This window comes from Catellatospora sp. NPDC049609, assembly GCF_040675365.1.
In the GTDB taxonomy this organism is placed as follows: domain Bacteria; phylum Actinomycetota; class Actinomycetes; order Mycobacteriales; family Micromonosporaceae; genus Catellatospora.
The window spans coordinates 12,500-30,028 of sequence record NZ_JBFAOU010000048.1; the positions used below are offsets into that span (position 1 = coordinate 12,500).

Here is a 17,529-nt window from a genome sequence, read left to right on the forward strand (position 1 = left end):
CGTGTGGACGGTGACGGTTATGGTTTCGTCGGTCACCTGGGGAGGGACTGCCACCATGCCGCTTCTGCCGTCACCGATCCCGCATCCGCTGAGCTACTTCGACGCGCCCGACTGGATGCGCACCGCCCTGGAGTGGGTGGTCGGCATCGACTGGCCCGACGGCGACGAGGCCGCGCTGCGCGAGCTCGCCGACGACTGGTATGCCGCGTCCCGGCAGATGGGGCCGCTGCTCGACGAGGCCGACGACGCGGTGCTCGCCGCGGTCGCCGCCATGGGCGGGCCGGACGGCCGGGTCGCCGCCGCCATCCTGGCGCTGTGGTCGCAGGTGGGCAGCGGGCACGACGCGGCCGGCCAGGAGGCCGTGCTGGCCATGGTCGTCGACCTGCTCGACGACTTCGGCACGCAGGTCGACGCCGGGGCCAACCAGATCGAGGGCGTGAAGATCGAGTTCTACGTGGAGCTCGGACTGCTGCTCATCGAGCTGATCGCGCTGGCCGCGGCGGCCGCCGTCACGCTGGGCGCCTCGATGGCCGGTGCGGCGCCCGCCATGTACGCCACCCGCTTCGCCATCCAGCAGGCGCTCCGCCGCGCCGCCAAGGAGCTGCTGGAACGGGCGGCCAAGAAGGGCCTCAAGGACAAGCTCAAGGACCGCATCGAGGACGCGGTCAAAGACAAGATCAAATCCAAGGTGGTACGGCAGCTCGGCGGTGAGGCCATCGAGGAGGGCCTGCAGGAGGGCGCCACCTCGCTGGGCACCCAGCTCTACCAGGTGTCCGAGGGTAACCGCAGCGGGCTCGACGGGGCCGACCTGGCGCTGGACACCGGCCTCGGCGCGCTGGGCGGGGGCATCAGCGGCGTCACCTCACTCGGCAAGACCCACGCGCAGGGCACGCTGGGCCGCTTCGGCGAGCACGCGCTGCGCGGCGCGAGCGGCGAGATCCTCGCCGAGGTGAGCGTCAACCTGGTCACCGGCCAGGACATCAGCGCGCAGGCGCTGGGCATGGCCGCCACCTCCGCCACCACCGGGTCGGTCACCGGCGACACCCGCGCCCTCGTCGACGGCCGCCTGCACGGCGCTGAGCTGAAGCTGTCCGGCGCGATGGAGGGGGGCGGCGACCCGGGCGCGTTCCCCCCCGGCGACGGTCCGCCGTCCGTGACCGCTGTCGGCGACGGCACCGCCTTGCCCGGGCCGCTCAGCGCACTCGGCGACGGCACGGACCCCGCGGCATCCGGGTCGGCGGGCCCGCTCGGTGCCGGAGCCGACGCGCCGGCGTCCACCTCAGCGGGACCACTCGGCACCACCCCTGACGCACTGGTGTCCACTTCGGCGGGGCCGCTCGGCGACGGCGCACCGCTTGCCACCGCGGCCGCCTCGGTGGACACGGCCGGCCCGCTCGGCCTCGCCGCGTTCGGCGGCCCGGACGGCGGGCCGGCGACGGTGAGCGCCGACGCGTCCATCGCCGCGCCGGATGCCACCGCCGTCAGCGCCGGGACGGCGGTGACGGATGCTCCCACCGACCCGGGCGGACTGCCGTTCGACGACCGGCACCACGGTTCGCCGTCCGCGCAGCAGTGGCCCGCCGACTTCACGCCGTTCGACCCCCACGCCGCCCCGCCGAGCGACTTCACGCCGTTCGACCCGGCCGCGGAGCCGTCGGCGGCTCTCGGCTCGGCGACGGCCGGTGCCGTGCTCGACCGGCCGGACACCACGGTCGCGCCACACCTGACCGCACCGGCGATCGACGACGGGACCGCCCACCCGGCACCTGCCTCGGGCGGTGTCCAGCCGCCGTCGACGGGTGCGTCGGCCGGGTTCCCGCACGGCGCGCAGGCGTCCGGCGGGGCTGTGCCGCACGCGCTCCCTCCGACGCCGACCCGCCCGGCCACCACGCCGACACCGGACTTCGGCGACGACCGCGCGACGTGGCTGCCGTACTCCCCGGCAAACTCGGCTGCGCACCCGGCGGCCCCGACCGCGCACCCGCCGCACGACGACCCCGACCGCGAAGACGGCGTAGCGGCCTTCGTCGCCGTCGGTCCCGGGCGGGGTGCGCAGGTGTCCGACCGCATCCCGCCGGACTGGTCTCCCGCAACCCCGGCTTCCGCACTCTTCCGCCCCCGGGTCACCGACGATCCGGACGAGCGCGACCGCTACCAGCGGTATACCGAGTTCGACCGGATCAACCACATGCGCGACCTGTTCGATCCGCTCTCCGCAAAGTTGCAGGGCAGATATCGCAGCCGGGCGGACGACTGCTCGGCGCAGCTGCAGCGCGGCTACATCACCGCCGCCGAGCAGCAGCACTACCAGCACGGTCTCTCCCTGGCGCAGGCCCGGCTGACCGACCTTCGCTGCGGTCCGATCGAGGACCCGTTGCGCAGCGAGCTCAGCGCCGCCGACTACCAGGAGTTCCAGGAACTGCGCTACGGCACGCGTGAGCACGCCATGTTCGACCTGACCGACGGCGCGGTCAACGACCTCGACTACCGGTCGCTGGCCACCGGCCAGCGCTGGCCGCACCCCGTCGAGGCCAGTCGCGTCTACGGCAAGCCAGGCGGATACCGCATGCCCCTGTCCCTGCATCAGCAGGACGTCGAGCTGGCCGTGGAACGTGACGAGGACGGTCGGCCGCGCCGGTTCAGCGACCTGTTCGGACGGTGGCCGCGCCTGGCCAACGACGGCGGCGCGAAGGCCGACCCGGGACGTGCCATCAACTGCACCGACGTGGTCCTCTCCGTCATCGACACCTGGCTGCACGGCCGGCCGCGCGTCGCCGCGCCACGCGTCACCGACGCCTTCACGCCGCACCTGAACCCGCTCGGCGGCGAGCCGGGCGGCGCGCTGCGGATCGAGCAGGCGGTCGGCGGGCGGTTCGGCAGCCTCCTGGCCGACCAGCGCGGCAGCACCGACACCGAGTCCTGGATCGCCCGCCGGGAGGCGATCCGCACGCTGGAGAACGCGCTGCGGCAGCAGGGCCACGGCGCCGTCGCGGTGCTCGTCTACGAGCACCCGAGCGGCGCCTCCCACGCCATCACCGTGCACAACCAGCACGGCGAGGTCCTGTACGTCGACGCGCAGGACACCGAGGACCCGGTCAAGCGGAGGTTCAGCCCGGCGCCGCTGCGCATGGACGCGCTGTTGCTGGGGTCTGACGGCTACCCGGTCGACCTCGGCCTGCCCTGGGGCAACTGGTCGGCGCCGGACGACGCGCCGGCCGAACCGGGCGTCAGCGAGGTCGAGGCCACCGGCCGCCAGCGCCCGTCCGACGTGTACGCGACCCCGGAGCAGGTCGCGGCCTGGGACGAGCTGGCCGGCGGCCGCCTCGACGAGCTGGTCGCCGAGCTGAAGGCGCGCGACGACCTGACCGTCGACCAGAAGCTGCACCACCTGCGTGAGGAGCTGTTCCGCGAGGTGGCACCCGCCCCGTCCCACGTCGGCGGCGACCTGGACACCAAGAACCTGCGCTGCTACGAGTGGCAGAGCGGCGAGCTGTTCGTGCACGCCACCGCGCTGATGCTGGACTCCGCGGCCACCATCGAGATCGCGTACGAGCCCGACCAGTTCTTCACGCAGTACCGCGACGACCCGTCCGACCCGTACCTGGCCCACGCCGGGCCGATGCCCGAGGGCATGACCCGCGACCTCGCCGACAAGGCCGTGCTGTGGCGGTCGCTGTCCGGCCGCTCGACGGTCGACGTGGACCCGGCCGAGCTGGCCTCGGACGCGATCGACATGCAGGTGCGCCCGCTGCAGGGGGCGCTGGACATGCGCGAGCGGCTGATCGGCGAGTTCGGCGTCGCGCCGGACCGGATCCGGTTGTGCCACGACGACCAGCCGCGCGACGTGCACTACACGACCAGCAAGTTCCGCCGCGCCCACCTGGTCGCGCTGCCGCACGTCCGGGAGAGCGGCACGGCCGCGCGGGCTGCCATGGTCGCCGCCATGCGCGGCGAGGGCGAGCGGGGCGAGCGCCGCGACGCCCGCGCGCGGGCCCTGGCCGAGCAGGTCATCGCCCGGCACGAGCCCGACGGGCAGCCGGCGAGCTACGCGCTGCTGTGGGTGCGCCGCACCCGGGTGCCGATGGGCGCGTTCATGGACACCAAGCCGGAGCTGCTGCGCCAGACCGTGGCGCTGCTGCGCGAGGCCGACCCGGGGCGGCGCATCCTGCTCATCGGTGACGACCTGTTCGACGGGCGACCGGAGCTGCGGGCGGCGTACGAGGCCGAGGGCGCGCTCGACGGCGTCGACACCGAGACGCTGCGCCGCTTCTGGGCCGCCGACCGCCACGGCGGGCACGCCCTCGGCCAGGGTGAGCAGGCGCTGTTCCTGCACCACCTGGACAGCAGGCGCGACGTGGTCCAGATCGGCATGGAGAGCGGCGCGCTGGAGACCGCGATCGCGCTCGGCGTGCCGACGGTGTACTTCCAGGGTCGCGAGCACGTCGGCGACAAGGGCGTGCGCTGGCAGCTCTACTGGGACACCTGGGAGTACGGGCAGCGCCAAGCCGTGCTCGGCGAGGACGGGCAGCCGCAGGCCTTCGACTCGGGACGGCCGCGCACGGAGTTCACGCCGCACACCGGGCCGCTGCGGGCCCCGCTGGCCACCATCCACCGGGTCGAGTTCGGGCCGGACCTGCCCGATCCGGCCGACCGGCTCACCCCGCCCGTCGCGGTGTACCACCCGGCGACCGTGTCGGCGGTGTCCGACCGGGTCGTGCGGCTCGCCGCCGGCGAGGTGGACCTCTGGCCGCACCGGCTGGGCCGGGACTGGTCGCTGCTCGACAGCGCGTGGACGCCGTGGACCCCGGCGCAGTGGGCGGACAGCCGGTACTGCGCCGACCAGGCCGAGCGGTGGCTGCGGACCGTCCCCGGCGACATCGAGGCGGCCGCGCGCAAGTGGGACGCCATCCAGCACGCGCTCGCCGGAGTGCTGCGGCCGGAGGCGGCCGCCGCCTACCGCGAGGGCGGGCACCACACCGACGCGCCCGCGAGCACCGGGACGGCGGCGCGGCTGGCGGCGGCGTACGAGACCGCCGCTGCCGACCGGCCGCAGGCGGTGGCGGCGCACGTCAAGCAGTTGCTGACCGAGACCGAGCCGCGGCGGCAGGCCGGGCAGGAGCTGCGCCTGCTGGGGCTGGACGCGCAGGAGGTGGGCTCGCTGCGCACGGCGATCGAGCGGGCCGTCACCGCCCGCGACACCATCCGCCGGATGGAAGCGGGGCGCACCGCACCCGCCGACGGACTGCCAAATCCCCCCGACGACGTCCGTGCCCGCGAGACGCCCAGCGGATACGCCGAGGAGGTCCGCATGACGTTGGAAAGCGCTGCCTCGGGACGCGCGGACGGAGGCAACATCGCCGACGGGGCCGTCGACTCGCTGCTCGTCACGGCACCGACGCTTTCGGCCGGAGCCGATCAGCCGGCCCCGATCGCCGCCTACACCTCAGCGAGGCTCGGCGGTCCCGTCACCGTCGCCGAGATCACCGGCTCCACCGGTGCGAAGGGCCTGTCCGGCGCGCCGGTGATGCTCGCGAACGATGCGGACGGCAACCCGGTCGGCGTGGTCAAGATCTTCCCGGATGCCGAGGAGTTCGCTCGCGAGCTTTCGGCACTGCACCGCCTGCGTTCCGGCGAGTTCCGCCGCTTCCACACCGCGGAACCGCTCGGCATCGCCGTCACGCAGCAGCGGCAGGGTGTCGTCGTCTCGGCGCTCGCCGCCGGCAGGCCGCTTGACGACCTGCTCGGTGAGGTAGGCACATCCTCCGGCGCGTCCTGGACGGACTCGTTCGTCGACCTCGAACGCTCCGTCGCCGGTGTGGGCGCCGCGCTCGCCGACCTGCATACCACCGCCGAAGGCTCGGGCGGCGCGGTCGCGCGCGCATTCGTAGAACGGCACGTGGCCGTCATCCGGAAATGGACCGGCCAGGTCGTCGACACTCTGCGCGCACTGCCCGGTATGACAGTGGACCTGGATGTGCTGACCAGCCGAATCGATGAGGTGATAACGGCTGCCGATGGTGTGCGTGGACGAGCCGCCCTGGCCCATGGGGACGCGCACCCGGGCAACTTCTTCTGGCATCCGCAGCAGGGCGTGACGATCATCGACCTCCCCATGCTCCACCACTCCATGGACGAGACCGGTGGTCCGATCGGCGCCGCCGAGCGTGACCTGGCCTACTTCGACGTCAAACTGCAGGACTTCGGCGTGGACCTCGGGCTCAAGCCAGAGGAGCTGGCCCATCTGCGCAGGACCTTCTGGAACGCGTACCGCGACACCGGCGGTCCCGAGCCGGACCCGGCTCTGATGCGACTGTTCGGCGTGCGCGGCGCGGTACACGTCCTCAAGGAGGTGCCCTACCGGGTGCCCCACGACGCGCCTCGGCGCAATGAGTTGTTGCAGGCGATGCTGGAGTCGAAGCTCGGCCCGTTGCTGGAGGTGCTGAAATGGAACAGGTGATCGTCGCCTCTGACACGACGCCGGTCTGGTCGGTGGAGCTGCCGTTCGAGAACGGGTCGCTCTACCAGGACGGAGCCGGCGGGTGCCTCATCGCGACCGAGACAGCGATCGCCGCGATCACCGTCGACGGACGGCTGCGCTGGTCGCATGAGGTGCCCTACTACTACAGCCGGGAACCCCTGGTTCGCGACGGGCACATCCACCGCATCGAGGACGGGCACATCGTCACGCGTAGCCTCGCGACCGGGCTACCCGTCAGCTCCTTCCCGATAGGCCCGGACGTGTACTCGCTCGACTTCGACCCGTGGGGCGGCTTCGTCTTCCGCGAGGTCCCCCGCGTGGGCGAGGGCAGACTGCGGAGCGCCACCGCAGACGGGGACGCGCGATGGACCGTGGCCATGCCCCACCTCAGCGACGCCCGCCGTCTCAAGCTCCTCGGCGACCTGGTCGTCACCGACGTGGACTCCCGCTTGCACGCCTACGACCGGGACGGCCGGCTGCGCTGGGTCACCTGGCCGCACCTGTGGCTCACCGACCCCGATCCGGCCGCGGTGCCCCCCGCGAGGAAACACGACGACGTCACCGACCTGCTCGACTACGACGGCGACCGGCTGCTGACCCGCTGGGACTGGTCGGACGGCGGCGGCTACTACCTGATCGACGAGTTCGGCCGGTCCACCTCTCACATCACGACCAGGCAGGTGCGGCCCCCGCTCGCCGTGCTGGCCGGCGAGGGTGTTCCGACGAGGCTCGCCATGCAGGGGCCGCATCGGCAGGAGCAGCGCGTGTTCACGTACACGGTCTGGATGATCGAAGGCGACGGGGTCGTCTGGACGCACGAGCTGGGCGTCGCGCCGACCCGGTTGCGGCCGGGCGCGGGCGGCAGCCTGCTCGTGTCGAGCACTCCCACGCAGCGGCGCTGGGACACGTACCACTGGCTCAAAACGCTATGGCACGAGACGTTCGTGCGCTGCCTGGAGCCGGATGGCACCACCCGCTGGACCTGGTACGCCCCGGGCATCATCACGCTGGGCCCGCTCGCCCTGACCGACGGCATCGTCGTCGCCGCAGCGGGCGGCAAGCTGTACGCCCTACCGGCCTGATCCGCTCCGACGCCGTCACGGCGCTCGGCACCGCGCCTGTCGGCCCCGGGTGTCAGGATGCGCCGCATGGAACCGATGAAGATCGTGCAGGCGCTCTGGGACCGCATGCAGGCACGCGACTGGACCGGCCTGACCGAGCTGCTCGCCGAGGACCTGGTGGTCGAGTGGCCGGTCAGCGGGGAGCGGATCGTGGGACGGGCGAACTACGTGGCCGTCAACGCGGAGTACCCGGAGGGCTGGACGATCCGCGTCCTGCGGATCGTGGCCGACGGCGCGACGGTGGTGTCCGAGGTGGAGGTCCCGCACGAGAGCATGGGCGTGCACCGCGCGGTGTCGTTCTGGACCGTGCTGGACGGCCGGATCATCGACGGCCGCGAGTACTGGACGCAGCCCGGCGCCGACCCGTCACCGCAGTGGCGCGCCGCCTACGTGGAACCGATCTAGCGGGGGGTCAGTCGGCGGCCCGCGCCGCGTCGTAGCGGGCGCGGGCCTGCCGCACGTCGTCCATGCGTTCCTGCGTCCACACGCCCAGCGCTCGGACCTGCGTGGCGGCCTCGCGCCCCATGTCGGTGAGGGAATAGTCGACGCGCGGCGGGATGACCGGCTTCGCGTCGCGGTGCACCATGCCGTCGCGTTCGAGGGTCTGCAGCGTCTGGGTGAGCATCTTCTCGCTGACCCGGCCGACGGCACGGCGCAGCTCGCCGAACCGGCGCGGGCCGTCCAGCAGCTCGATCAGCACCAGGACACCCCACCGGCTGGTGACGTGCTCCAGGACGAGCCGGTACGGGCACAGCGCTTCGGCCGAGCTGGTGGAGACACTTACCGCCATACCAGTACCTTACTTCGAAGTGGGTACTGATCAAACGGTTAGCGAGCGCCTAGGGTGGATCGCAGAACCGTTTGACAAGGAGATATCCGTTATGAGCGTTGTCGTCACCGGGGCCACCGGCCAGCTGGGCGGGCACGTCATCGAAGGTCTGCTGGCGCGGGTGCCGGCCGGCCAGGTCACCGCCGTCGTCCGGGACCGGGAGAAGGCCGCCGCGCTGGCCGCGCAAGGGGTGCGGCTGCACGTCGGCGACTACGACACCCCGGCCACGTTCGCGGGGGCGTTCGCGCCCGGCGACCGGGTGCTGCTCGTCTCGGGCAGCGAGGTCGGCAAGGACCGGGTGGCCCAGCACCGGGCGGTGATCGAGGCGGCCGCGGCGGCCGGCGTCGCGCTGCTGGCGTACACCAGCGCGCCGGGGAGCCTGACCGCGGCGCTGGCCGACGACCACCGGGCCACCGAGCACGTGCTGCTCGGCGCCGGGGTGCCCTACACGCTGCTGCGCAACAACTGGTACCACGAGGTGATCACCGGGAACCTGGCCCCGGTGCTGGCGCACGGCGCGGTGGTCCAGGCGGCCGGTGACGGGCGGATCGCGTCCGCGTCACGGGCCGACTACGCGGCGGCGGCCGTCGCGGTGCTGACCGGCGACGGCCACGAGAACCGGACGTACGAGCTCAACGGCGACACCGCGTGGAGCTACGCCGAGTACGCCGCCGAGCTGAGCCACCAGACCGGCCGGGAGATCGTCTACCGGAACGTCACGCCCGACGCGTACCGGGACATCCTGATCGGCGCGGGCCTGCCGGAGATGTTCGCGACGATCCTCGCCGGTGTCGACGTGTCGGTGGCCAAGGGCGAGCTGGCCGGCACCGGCGACGACCTGTCCCGGCTGATCGGCCGCCCGACCACGCCGCTGGCCGACGCCGTGACCGCGGCGCTGAAGGGCTGACCCGGGTCCGGGGCGGCGACCGGCCTAGTCCTCGTACGCCTCGGGCTCCTCGGCCTCCTGGATCACCTCGGCCTGTCCCCGGCCCTTCCGGTCGGTGATCTTGAACAGGGCCGCCACCTCGCCGGGGTTCAGCCGACGGTGGCGGCCCGCCTTCAGGTCGCCCAGCTTGATCGGGCCGATGGCGGTACGCACCAGCCGCTGCACCGGGAAGCCGACGTGGTCGAACATGCGCCGCACGATCCGGTTGCGCCCCTCGTGCAGCACCACCTCGACCAGCGCCTGCTTGTCGATGGCCTGCTTGAGGCGGTAGTCGTCGAGCTTGGCGAAGCCGTCCTCCAGCTGCACCCCGGCCATCAGCTCGCGGCCGACCACGCGCGGCAGCGGCCCGATCAGCTCGACCAGGTACGTCTTCGGCACCTCGTACGACGGGTGCATCAGCTTGTGTGCGAGGCCGCCGTCGTTGGTCAGCAGCAGCAGGCCCTCGGAGTCGGCGTCGAGCCGGCCCACGTGGTAGACGCGGGTGTTCAGGTTGCCGAGGTAGTCGGCGACCGCCTCGCGGCCCTTGTCGTCGGCCATCGTCGACACGACGCCGCGCGGCTTGTTCATGGCCAGGTAGACCAGGTTCGTGTCGGTGACGATGCGCTGGCCGTCGACGTGGATCACGTCGCTGATCGGGTCGGCCTTGTCGCCGAGCTTGGCGACCTTGCCGTTGACGGTGACCCGCCGCGCCGCGATCAGCTCCTCGCTGGCCCGGCGCGAGGCCACCCCGGACTGGGCCAGGATCTTCTGGAGACGCTCAGCGCCCTCGGTCATGGCATCAGCGCTGTTCATCTGCGATCTCCTCGACGTTGTCCGGCAGGAACGGGGCCAGCGGCGGCAGCTGGGAGACCGAGTCAAGGCCCAGTTTCTCCAGGAACAGGCTGGTCGTGCGGTAAAGGTGTGCGCCCGACTCGGGCTCCGTGCCGCACTCCTCGATCATGCCCCGGGTGACCAGGGTACGGATCACGCCGTCACAGTTGACGCCGCGGATCGCCGAGATGCGCGAGCGGGTGACCGGCTGCTTGTACGCCACCACGGCCAGCGTCTCCAGCGACGCCTGAGTGAGCCGCAGCTGCTGCCCGTCCAGCACGAAGCGCTCGACGTACGGCGCGAACGCGGCACGGGTGTACAGCCGCCAGCCGCCAGCCGCCCGGCGCAGGTCGAAGCCCCGGTTCTGGCGGGTGTACGCGGCCGACAGGTCGATCAGCGTGCCCGCGACCAGCTCGGCGGGCACCTCCAGCACCTCGGCCAGGGTGATCTCGCTGACGGGCTCGTCGACCACCAGCAGGATCGCCTCCAGCGCCGGGATCAGCTCGTCGGCGGCCAGTCCGGGCGGCGGCGCGGCGAGTTTCGACGACGCGACCGCCATGGCCGCCTCACCGCTGTCGTCCGGCGCGTCCACGTCGAAGTCTCCGCCGACCGGCGTACCCAACGCCTCGGCCAGCTCCTCCACCGCATCGGCCGCGGCGTCGCCCGACTCGACCGCGTCGGCCGCGGGGTCTACCGGCGCCGCCACGTCGTCGTGCACCGCAGCCTCGTCGGTAACAGCAGTCCCCTCCACGACGACACGCTCGTCGGTAACAGCGGCCTCATCCGCCGCTGCAGGCTCAGCCACGACGTCGTCGTGCGAGGCGACAGACTCGGTCTTGAGAGACTCCACGCCGGTCGGCTCGGCGGCAGCGGCTTCCGTGTCCGGATCGGCCGGCTCGCCGCCGTCTTCGAACGCAGCCTCCCCGAACGCCGGAGCGCCCTCCCCGAAAGCCGCGCGGCTCTCGTCGGTCACGTCGTCCATCGGCCCGGCCAGGTCGTCCGGCCCGCACTCGACAGTGTCCAGGTCCGGGTCGGCCGGCTCGGGTGCCTCGGCGCGGACGTCCACATCCTCGACCGGCTCCTGCGACGGCACGACCGCAGCCACGGCGTCCGGCTCGACGGCGCCCTCCGGCTCGACGGGCGCGATCAAGGGCTCCGCCGTGACCTCGATGCGTGCGTCGTCGGCGAGCACCGTTCCGTCTCCCGGGCCGGTCTGCTCAGCGTCGAGAAGGTGCTCTTCCTCGACTGGATCAGTTGAGGCGGTGCTCTTGCTCTCCTCGGGGGCGGGGGTGCGGGCCCATGGGGGAACCCAGGCCGCGGCCTGCTGTTCCAGTGACTCGTTGTCAGTCATCTTCGTTCTCCCCCACCTCGACCGGCTCCCCTGCCGGTGCCGCCGGCCCGTCCGTGCTCGACGCCCCCGGATCGTCCGGATCATCGTCCGGCTCGTCGTCCTCGTCCGCGTCGCCGTCGTCGGGCGTCCGGGCGGCGCGCGCCTGTTCGGCGGCCAGCGCCTGCTTCGCCTCGTCGTCGCCGTCGTAGTCGTCGACCGCCAGGTCGCCCCCGGCCGCGTCGCCGCCGGTCCAGGACACGGTCAGCTCGCCGAGCGCCTGCTGCTGGTCGAAGGCGACCAGGCCCTCCCGGTACAGCTCCAGCAGAGCCAGGAACCGGGCCACCACTTCCAGGGTGTTCTCGCAGTCCTCGGTGAGCTCGCGGAACGTGGCGGTGCCCAGCTCGAACAGCCGGGCGCGCAGCAGCTCGGCATGCTCGCGCACGCTGACGCGGACCTGGTGGATGTGCGCGACGGAGACCGTCGGCGGTGCCGCCTTGGGCAGGAACGCCTTGAGCGCGAGCTTGGCCAGCCGGTCCGGCCCGATGCCGAGCACCAGGTCGGGCAGCGCCTCGGCGTACTGCGCCTCCAGGGAGACCGACCGGGGCCAGCGCTTGGCGCCGTTGACCTCCAGGTCGGCGATGAACGCGGCGGCCTGCTTGAACGCGCGGTACTGCAGGAGGCGGGCGAAGAGCAGGTCGCGGGCCTCCAGCAGGGCCAGGTCCTCCTCGCTCTCCACCTGGGCGGCGGGCAGCAGCCGGGCCGCCTTCAGGTCGAGCAGGGTGGCGGCGATGACCAGGAACTCGCTGGCCTCGTCGAGGTCCCAGTCCTTGCCCATGGCGCGGATGTGGGCGATGAAGTCGTCGGTGACCCGATGCAGCGCCACCTCGGTGACGTCGAGCTTGTGCTTGCCGATGAGCTGCAGCAGCAGGTCGAACGGACCCTCGAAGTTGGTGAGCCGCACGGTGAAGCGGCCGGAACCGGACGGTTCAGCCGACTGCTCGCCGGCCTGCTCGGCCGTCACCACGGGATCGCTCACGTCGCACAGTATCCCAGCAGCTCAGTTCCCGACCGCAGGCCGGTCGGCCACTGATCAGCGACGGGCGGCCTCGGCCGCGATCACTTCGCGCGCGAGCTGCCGGTAGTTGCGGGCGCCCGACGAGGCGGGATCCAGCGACGTGATCGGCGCGCCGGCCACGGTCGACTCCGGGAACTTCACCGTCTTGGTGATCACGGTCTGGTACACCTTGTCGCCGAACGCCTCGACGACGCGCTGCAGCACCTGGCGGCAGTGCGTGGTGCGGCTGTCGTACATCGTCGCCAGGATGCCTTCGAGCTCCAGGTCGAAGTTGAGCCGCTCGCGAACCTTGTCGATGGTGTCCAGCAGCAGGGCCACGCCGCGCAGGCTGAAGAACTCGCACTCCAGCGGGATGAGCACGCCGTGCGCGACGGTCAGCGCGTTGATGGCGAGCAGGCCCAGCGACGGCTGGCAGTCGATGAGGATGTAGTCGTACTCCTTGCGCACCGTCTTCAGCACGCGGGCCAGCGCCATCTCGCGGGCGACCTCGTTGACGAGCTGGATCTCGGCGGCCGACAGGTCGATGTTGGCCGGGAGCAGGTGCAGGCCCGCGACGTCGGTCTTGATGATGACGTCCTCGGCGGTCACGTCGTCCTGCATGAGCAGGTTGTAGACGGACAGGTCGAGGTTGTGCGGGTTGACGCCCAGGCCGACGGACAGCGCGCCCTGCGGGTCGAAGTCGACGAGCAGGACCTTGCGGCCGTACTCGGCCAGGGCGGCGCCGAGGTTGATGGTGGTCGTGGTCTTGCCCACGCCGCCCTTCTGGTTGGCCATGGCGATGATCCGGGCGGGCCCGTGCCGGTCGGTCGGCATCGGCTCCGGGATCTCCCTGCGGGCGGTGTAGGCGGAAGGATCCGCCGGACCCAGGTCAGCGCCGAGGTCCAAGCGGGACTGTTCCGCCCGCAGCGTCGAGGTCCATGCCTCCGCGCGCCCGTTGCCTGCCATCTCCGCTACGCCCTTCCCGACGACATCCGTCCGGCCGGATGAGGCGCCGTCGTGAGTGGGCCATCAGCTCCCCGACCGGCCGCATGCGTGTCGTCGTCGTCCGACTGTACGTCACCGACGCGGTCGGCGTACCGCCACGCCTCGGCGTGTCTTCACGATCCGGCACCAGCCCGGTCACCGCAAGCGGAAGCCCGGGTCGTGATACGACGATGCCGGTGGCGCGCGGGCGCCACCGGCATCGGGAAAACGCTGGTCAGAGCAGCGAGTCGACGTCCACGGCGGTGAGGCCGTGCGCCTCGGCCACCGGGCCGTAGGTGATCTCGCCGGCGTGGGTGTTCAGGCCCAGCTTCAGCGCCGGGTCGCGGCGCAGCGCCTCCTGCCAGCCGTGGTTGGCCAGCTCGACCGCGTACGGCAGGGTGACGTTGGTCAGCGCGTAGGTGCTGGTGTGCGGGACCGCGCCGGGCATGTTGGCGACGCAGTAGAAGACCGACTCGTGCACCTTGTAGACCGGGTTGGCGTGGGTGGTCGGGTGCGAGTCCTCGAAGCAGCCGCCCTGGTCGATCGAGATGTCGACGAGCACGCTGCCCGGCTTCATCCGGGACACCAGCTCGTTGCTGACCAGGGTCGGGGCCTTCGCGCCGGGCACCAGCACGGCGCCGATGACGAGGTCGGCCTCCAGGACCGCGCGCTCCAGCTCGAACGCGTTCGACATGACCGTGCGGACCTGGCCGCCGAACTGCTGGTCGACCTCGCGCAGCTTCTTGATGTTCTTGTCCAGCACGGTGACCTCGAAGGCCAGGCCGTGGGCGATGGTGGCGGCGTTGAGGCCGGACACGCCCGCGCCGATCACGACGGCCTTGGCCGGGCGCACGCCGGGCACGCCGCCGGGCAGCACGCCCCGGCCGCCCGCGAAGCGCATCAGGTGGTACGCGCCGACCTGCGGGGCGAGCCGGCCCGCGACCTCGCTCATCGGGGCGAGCAGCGGCAGCTGGTGGTCCGCGGTCTCCACGGTCTCGTACGCGATGCCGGTGACCTTCTGGGTCATCAGGGCGTCGGTGCACTCCTTGGAGGCGGCCAGGTGCAGGTACGTGAAGAGCACCTGACCCTCGCGCATGCGGTGGTACTCCTCGGCGATGGGCTCCTTGACCTTCAGCACCAGCTCGGCCTGCGCCCACACCTCGTCGGCGGTGGAGAGGATCTGCGCACCCGCCGCCGTGTACTCCTCGTCCGTGATGGACGAGCCGAGCCCGGCGCCGGTCTCGATGACGACGTCGTGGCCGTTGCGGACGAACTCGTGCACGCCCGCCGGGGTGATCGCCACCCGGTACTCGTGGTTCTTGACCTCGCGTGGGATACCGACCTTCACGACTGCACCTTCCTCGATCCTGCGCTGCGGGAGCGCCCGCGGCGCCGTTGCCGCTGGTCTACCCCCCGCGGCGGCAGTCTAGGCCCGCACCGCGGACCCGAGCGCCTGACACAGTGCAAGCTGATGGCTCACCGGCCTGACACTGTGTTCACGCGCGACACCACCGCCTCGCGGCGTTACCAAGGATAGTCGCGAATCGGATATTTACCGCCAACCGCCCTGGGCTAGGCCGACCCGGGCAGCGGGGCGTCGGCCGGGCGCAGGTCCTTGAAGCCGGTGTCGCGGGCGCGGGCCGCGGCGAGCAGGCCCCCCACGGCGGGACCGTTGGCGATACGGCCGTCGAAGACCATGGCCAGCGCGTCGTCCAGCGGGACGAGCTCGACTGTGAGGTCGGCCTCCTCGTCGGCGCGGTCGTGGCGCTCGCCGTCGGGGACCGGCGTCAGGTCGCGGGCGAGGAACACCCGGATCAGCTCGTCGGAGCAGCCCGGCGTGGTGAACATGTCCACCAGCAGGTCGATCCGGCCCGCGACGAGGTCGGCCTCCTCGGCCAGCTCGCGCAGCGCCGCGGCGGCCAGCCCCTCGCCCTGCACGTCGATCAGGCCCGCGGGCAGCTCCCACAGGTAGCGGCCGACCGGATGCCGGTACTGCCGGACCAGCACCACCCGGTCGTGGTCGTCGAGCGCCACCACGCCCACCGCGCCGACGTGGCGCACCACGTCCCGCGCCGCGACCTCGCCGCCGGGCATCACCACCTGGTCGGTGGCGACCCGGAAGATCCGTCCGGCGTACCGCTCGGTGCTGCCGACGACCTCGTACACCCTGCCTCCTGGTCCACAAAAGACGACGCCGGCCGTGGGAACGCGTCCCACGACCAGCGTGTCGTCCGGTCTCAGCGCTTGGCCGCCACCGGTTCGGCCGCCTCGGTGACACCGGGCAGCTGGTCGGCCTGAGCATAGGCGATCGCCGCTCCCACCAGACCCGAGAACAGCGGGTGCGGGTGCGTCGGCCGGCTCTTCAGCTCCGGGTGCGCCTGCGTGGCCACGAAGTACGGGTGCAGCTCCCGGTCCAGCTCGACGAACTCGACCAGCCGGCCGTCCGGCGAGGTGCCGGAGATCTGCAGGCCCGCCTTGGCCAGCGCCGGCCGGTAGGCGTTGTTGACCTCGTACCGGTGCCGGTGCCGCTCGCTGACCTCGGTGGCGCCGTACACCTCGGCCACGATCGAGCCGGGCGCGAGCTTCGCCGGGTAGGCCCCCAGCCGCATGGTGCCGCCCAGGTCGCCCTTGCCCGCGACGATGTCCTCCTGGTCGGCCATGGTCGAGATGATCGGGTCAGAGGTCTGCTCGTCGAACTCCAGCGAGCTGGCCTTGGCGACCCCGCCCACGTGCCGGGCCACCTCGATGGCCATGCACTGCAGGCCCAGGCACAGGCCCAGGGTCGGGATGCGGTTCTCGCGGGCGTACCGGACCGCGCCGATCTTGCCCTCGATGCCGCGCACGCCGAAGCCGCCCGGGATCACCACGCCGTCGACGTGCGCGAGCGCCTTGGCCGCGCCCTCGGCGGTCTGGCAGTCGTCGCTGGGCACCCACTTGAGCTTCACCTTGGCGCGGTGGCCGAACCCGGCCGCGCGGATCGCCTCGGACACCGACAGGTACGCGTCGGGCAGGTCGATGTACTTGCCGACCAGCGCGATCGTCACCTCGTGCACCGGGTGGTGCACCCGCTCCAGCAGGTCGTCCCAGGCGGTCCAGTCCACGTCCCGGAACGACAGGCCCAGCCGGCGCACCACGTACGCGTCCAGGCCCTCGCGGTGCAGCACCTTCGGGATGTCGTAGATGCTCGGCGCGTCCGGCGCCGACACGACCGCCTCGGTGTCCACGTCGCAGTAGAGGGCGAGCTTGCTCTTCATGCTGGCCGGGATCTCCCGGTCGGACCGGCAGACCAGCGCGTCGGGCTGGATGCCGATGTTGCGCAGGGCCGCCACCGAGTGCTGGGTCGGCTTCGTCTTCAGCTCGCCCGACGGCGCCAGGTACGGCACCAGCGAGACGTGCAGGTAGAAGCAGTTGTCCCGGCCCACGTCGTGGCGGATCTGCCGGATCGACTCCAGGAACGGCAGCGACTCGATGTCGCCGACCGTGCCGCCGACCTCGGTGATCACCACGTCCGGGGTGCGGCCGTGCTCGTCCGGCTCGGCCATGGCCCGGATCCGGTGCTTGATCTCGTTGGTGATGTGCGGGATCACCTGGACGGTGTCGCCCAGGTACTCCCCGCGCCGCTCCTTGGCGATCACCGCCGAGTAGATCTGGCCGGTGGTGACGTTGGCCTTAGCCGACAGGTCCCGGTTGAGGAAGCGTTCGTAGTGCCCGACGTCGAGGTCGGTCTCGGCACCGTCCTCGGTCACGAAGACTTCGCCGTGCTGGAAGGGGTTCATGGTGCCCGGATCCACGTTCAGATAGGGATCGAGCTTCTGCATGACCACCCGCAGACCACGAGCGGTGAGAAGATTGCCGAGGCTGGAGGCGGTTAGTCCCTTGCCCAGCGAGGAGGCCACGCCTCCGGTGACGAAAATATGTTTGGTCGTCCGCGCTGCTACCACGGGGTTTCACCCTAACACGGCCTCGGCGTTCATCCG

General features: G+C 72.0%; 11 protein-coding genes and 1 pseudogene. 4 read left to right on the forward strand and 8 right to left on the reverse strand.

The annotated features are described in order from the left end of the window. The first annotated feature begins 55 nt into the window (after positions 1 to 55). The 3 genes from AB0J67_RS16065 (at position 56) to AB0J67_RS16075 (ending at position 8,004) form a co-directional block, all read left to right on the forward strand. A complete protein-coding gene (locus tag AB0J67_RS16065; RefSeq protein ID WP_363482422.1) occupies positions 56 to 6,457 on the forward strand; it encodes a toxin glutamine deamidase domain-containing protein in 6,402 nt (2,133 codons plus the stop codon). Further along, positions 6,445 to 7,560, forward strand: a complete 1,116-nt coding sequence (locus AB0J67_RS16070; RefSeq protein WP_363482425.1) for a hypothetical protein — start codon at positions 6,445 to 6,447, stop codon at positions 7,558 to 7,560. The genes AB0J67_RS16065 and AB0J67_RS16070 overlap by 13 nt, the downstream gene beginning before the upstream one ends. A gap of 66 nt (positions 7,561 to 7,626) precedes the next feature. Further along, positions 7,627 to 8,004: a nuclear transport factor 2 family protein gene (locus AB0J67_RS16075; RefSeq protein WP_363482428.1), complete on the forward strand. Its 378-nt coding sequence runs from the start codon at positions 7,627 to 7,629 to the stop codon at positions 8,002 to 8,004. A 7-nt stretch (positions 8,005 to 8,011) separates the two neighbouring features. Here AB0J67_RS16075 and AB0J67_RS16080 read toward each other — a convergent pair whose 3' ends face one another. Continuing rightward, positions 8,012 to 8,389: a helix-turn-helix domain-containing protein gene (locus AB0J67_RS16080; protein ID WP_363482430.1), complete on the reverse strand. Its 378-nt coding sequence runs from the start codon at positions 8,387 to 8,389 to the stop codon at positions 8,012 to 8,014. A 91-nt stretch (positions 8,390 to 8,480) separates the two neighbouring features. Here AB0J67_RS16080 and AB0J67_RS16085 point away from each other — a divergent pair, with 91 nt between their 5' ends. Next, the gene (locus tag AB0J67_RS16085) at positions 8,481 to 9,335 is read left to right on the forward strand and encodes an NAD(P)H-binding protein (RefSeq protein ID WP_363482433.1); all 855 of its coding nucleotides are present in this window, start codon (positions 8,481 to 8,483) and stop codon (positions 9,333 to 9,335) included. A gap of 24 nt (positions 9,336 to 9,359) precedes the next feature. Here AB0J67_RS16085 and AB0J67_RS16090 read toward each other — a convergent pair whose 3' ends face one another. The 7 genes and pseudogenes from AB0J67_RS16090 to AB0J67_RS16120 all read right to left on the reverse strand — a co-directional run bounded on the left by AB0J67_RS16090 (position 9,360) and on the right by AB0J67_RS16120 (position 17,493). After that, positions 9,360 to 10,166 (reverse strand): pseudouridine synthase, encoded by an 807-nt coding sequence (locus AB0J67_RS16090; RefSeq protein ID WP_363482436.1) that lies wholly within the window; start codon positions 10,164 to 10,166, stop codon positions 9,360 to 9,362. Further along, positions 10,153 to 10,716: pseudogene (gene scpB / locus AB0J67_RS16095) on the reverse strand (SMC-Scp complex subunit ScpB); the annotation flags it as partial. The pseudogene scpB and the gene AB0J67_RS16090, both read right to left, overlap by 14 nt. Positions 10,717 to 11,527: 811 nt before the next feature. Next, positions 11,528 to 12,538, reverse strand: a complete 1,011-nt coding sequence (locus AB0J67_RS16100; RefSeq protein WP_363482484.1) for a segregation/condensation protein A — start codon at positions 12,536 to 12,538, stop codon at positions 11,528 to 11,530. 66 nt (positions 12,539 to 12,604) lie between these two features. Next, complete coding sequence (locus tag AB0J67_RS16105; RefSeq protein ID WP_363482439.1) at positions 12,605 to 13,534, reverse strand: AAA family ATPase; 930 nt, start codon at positions 13,532 to 13,534, stop codon at positions 12,605 to 12,607. A 253-nt stretch (positions 13,535 to 13,787) separates the two neighbouring features. Then, positions 13,788 to 14,900, reverse strand: coding sequence for an alanine dehydrogenase (ald, locus tag AB0J67_RS16110; RefSeq protein WP_363482441.1), 1,113 nt, complete (start codon positions 14,898 to 14,900; stop codon positions 13,788 to 13,790). 224 nt (positions 14,901 to 15,124) lie between these two features. Continuing rightward, positions 15,125 to 15,718: an NUDIX hydrolase gene (locus AB0J67_RS16115; protein WP_363482444.1), complete on the reverse strand. Its 594-nt coding sequence runs from the start codon at positions 15,716 to 15,718 to the stop codon at positions 15,125 to 15,127. A gap of 71 nt (positions 15,719 to 15,789) precedes the next feature. Further along, positions 15,790 to 17,493, reverse strand: a complete 1,704-nt coding sequence (locus tag AB0J67_RS16120; protein WP_363482447.1) for a CTP synthase — start codon at positions 17,491 to 17,493, stop codon at positions 15,790 to 15,792. Positions 17,494 to 17,529: the final 36 nt, after the last annotated feature.

Bases quoted from the DNA above. Each gene is read 5' to 3' on its own strand.
- AB0J67_RS16105 (WP_363482439.1), bottom strand. From the start codon at position 13,534: ATGGCAGGCAACGGGCGCGCGGAGGCATGGACCTCGACGCTGCGGGCG.
- AB0J67_RS16075 (WP_363482428.1), top strand. From the start codon at position 7,627: ATGGAACCGATGAAGATCGTGCAGGCGCTCTGGGACCGCATGCAGGCA.
- AB0J67_RS16085 (WP_363482433.1), top strand. From the start codon at position 8,481: ATGAGCGTTGTCGTCACCGGGGCCACCGGCCAGCTGGGCGGGCACGTC.
- AB0J67_RS16065 (WP_363482422.1), top strand. From the start codon at position 56: ATGCCGCTTCTGCCGTCACCGATCCCGCATCCGCTGAGCTACTTCGAC.
- AB0J67_RS16080 (WP_363482430.1), bottom strand. From the start codon at position 8,389: ATGGCGGTAAGTGTCTCCACCAGCTCGGCCGAAGCGCTGTGCCCGTAC.
- AB0J67_RS16070 (WP_363482425.1), top strand. From the start codon at position 6,445: ATGGAACAGGTGATCGTCGCCTCTGACACGACGCCGGTCTGGTCGGTG.
- AB0J67_RS16090 (WP_363482436.1), bottom strand. From the start codon at position 10,166: ATGAACAGCGCTGATGCCATGACCGAGGGCGCTGAGCGTCTCCAGAAG.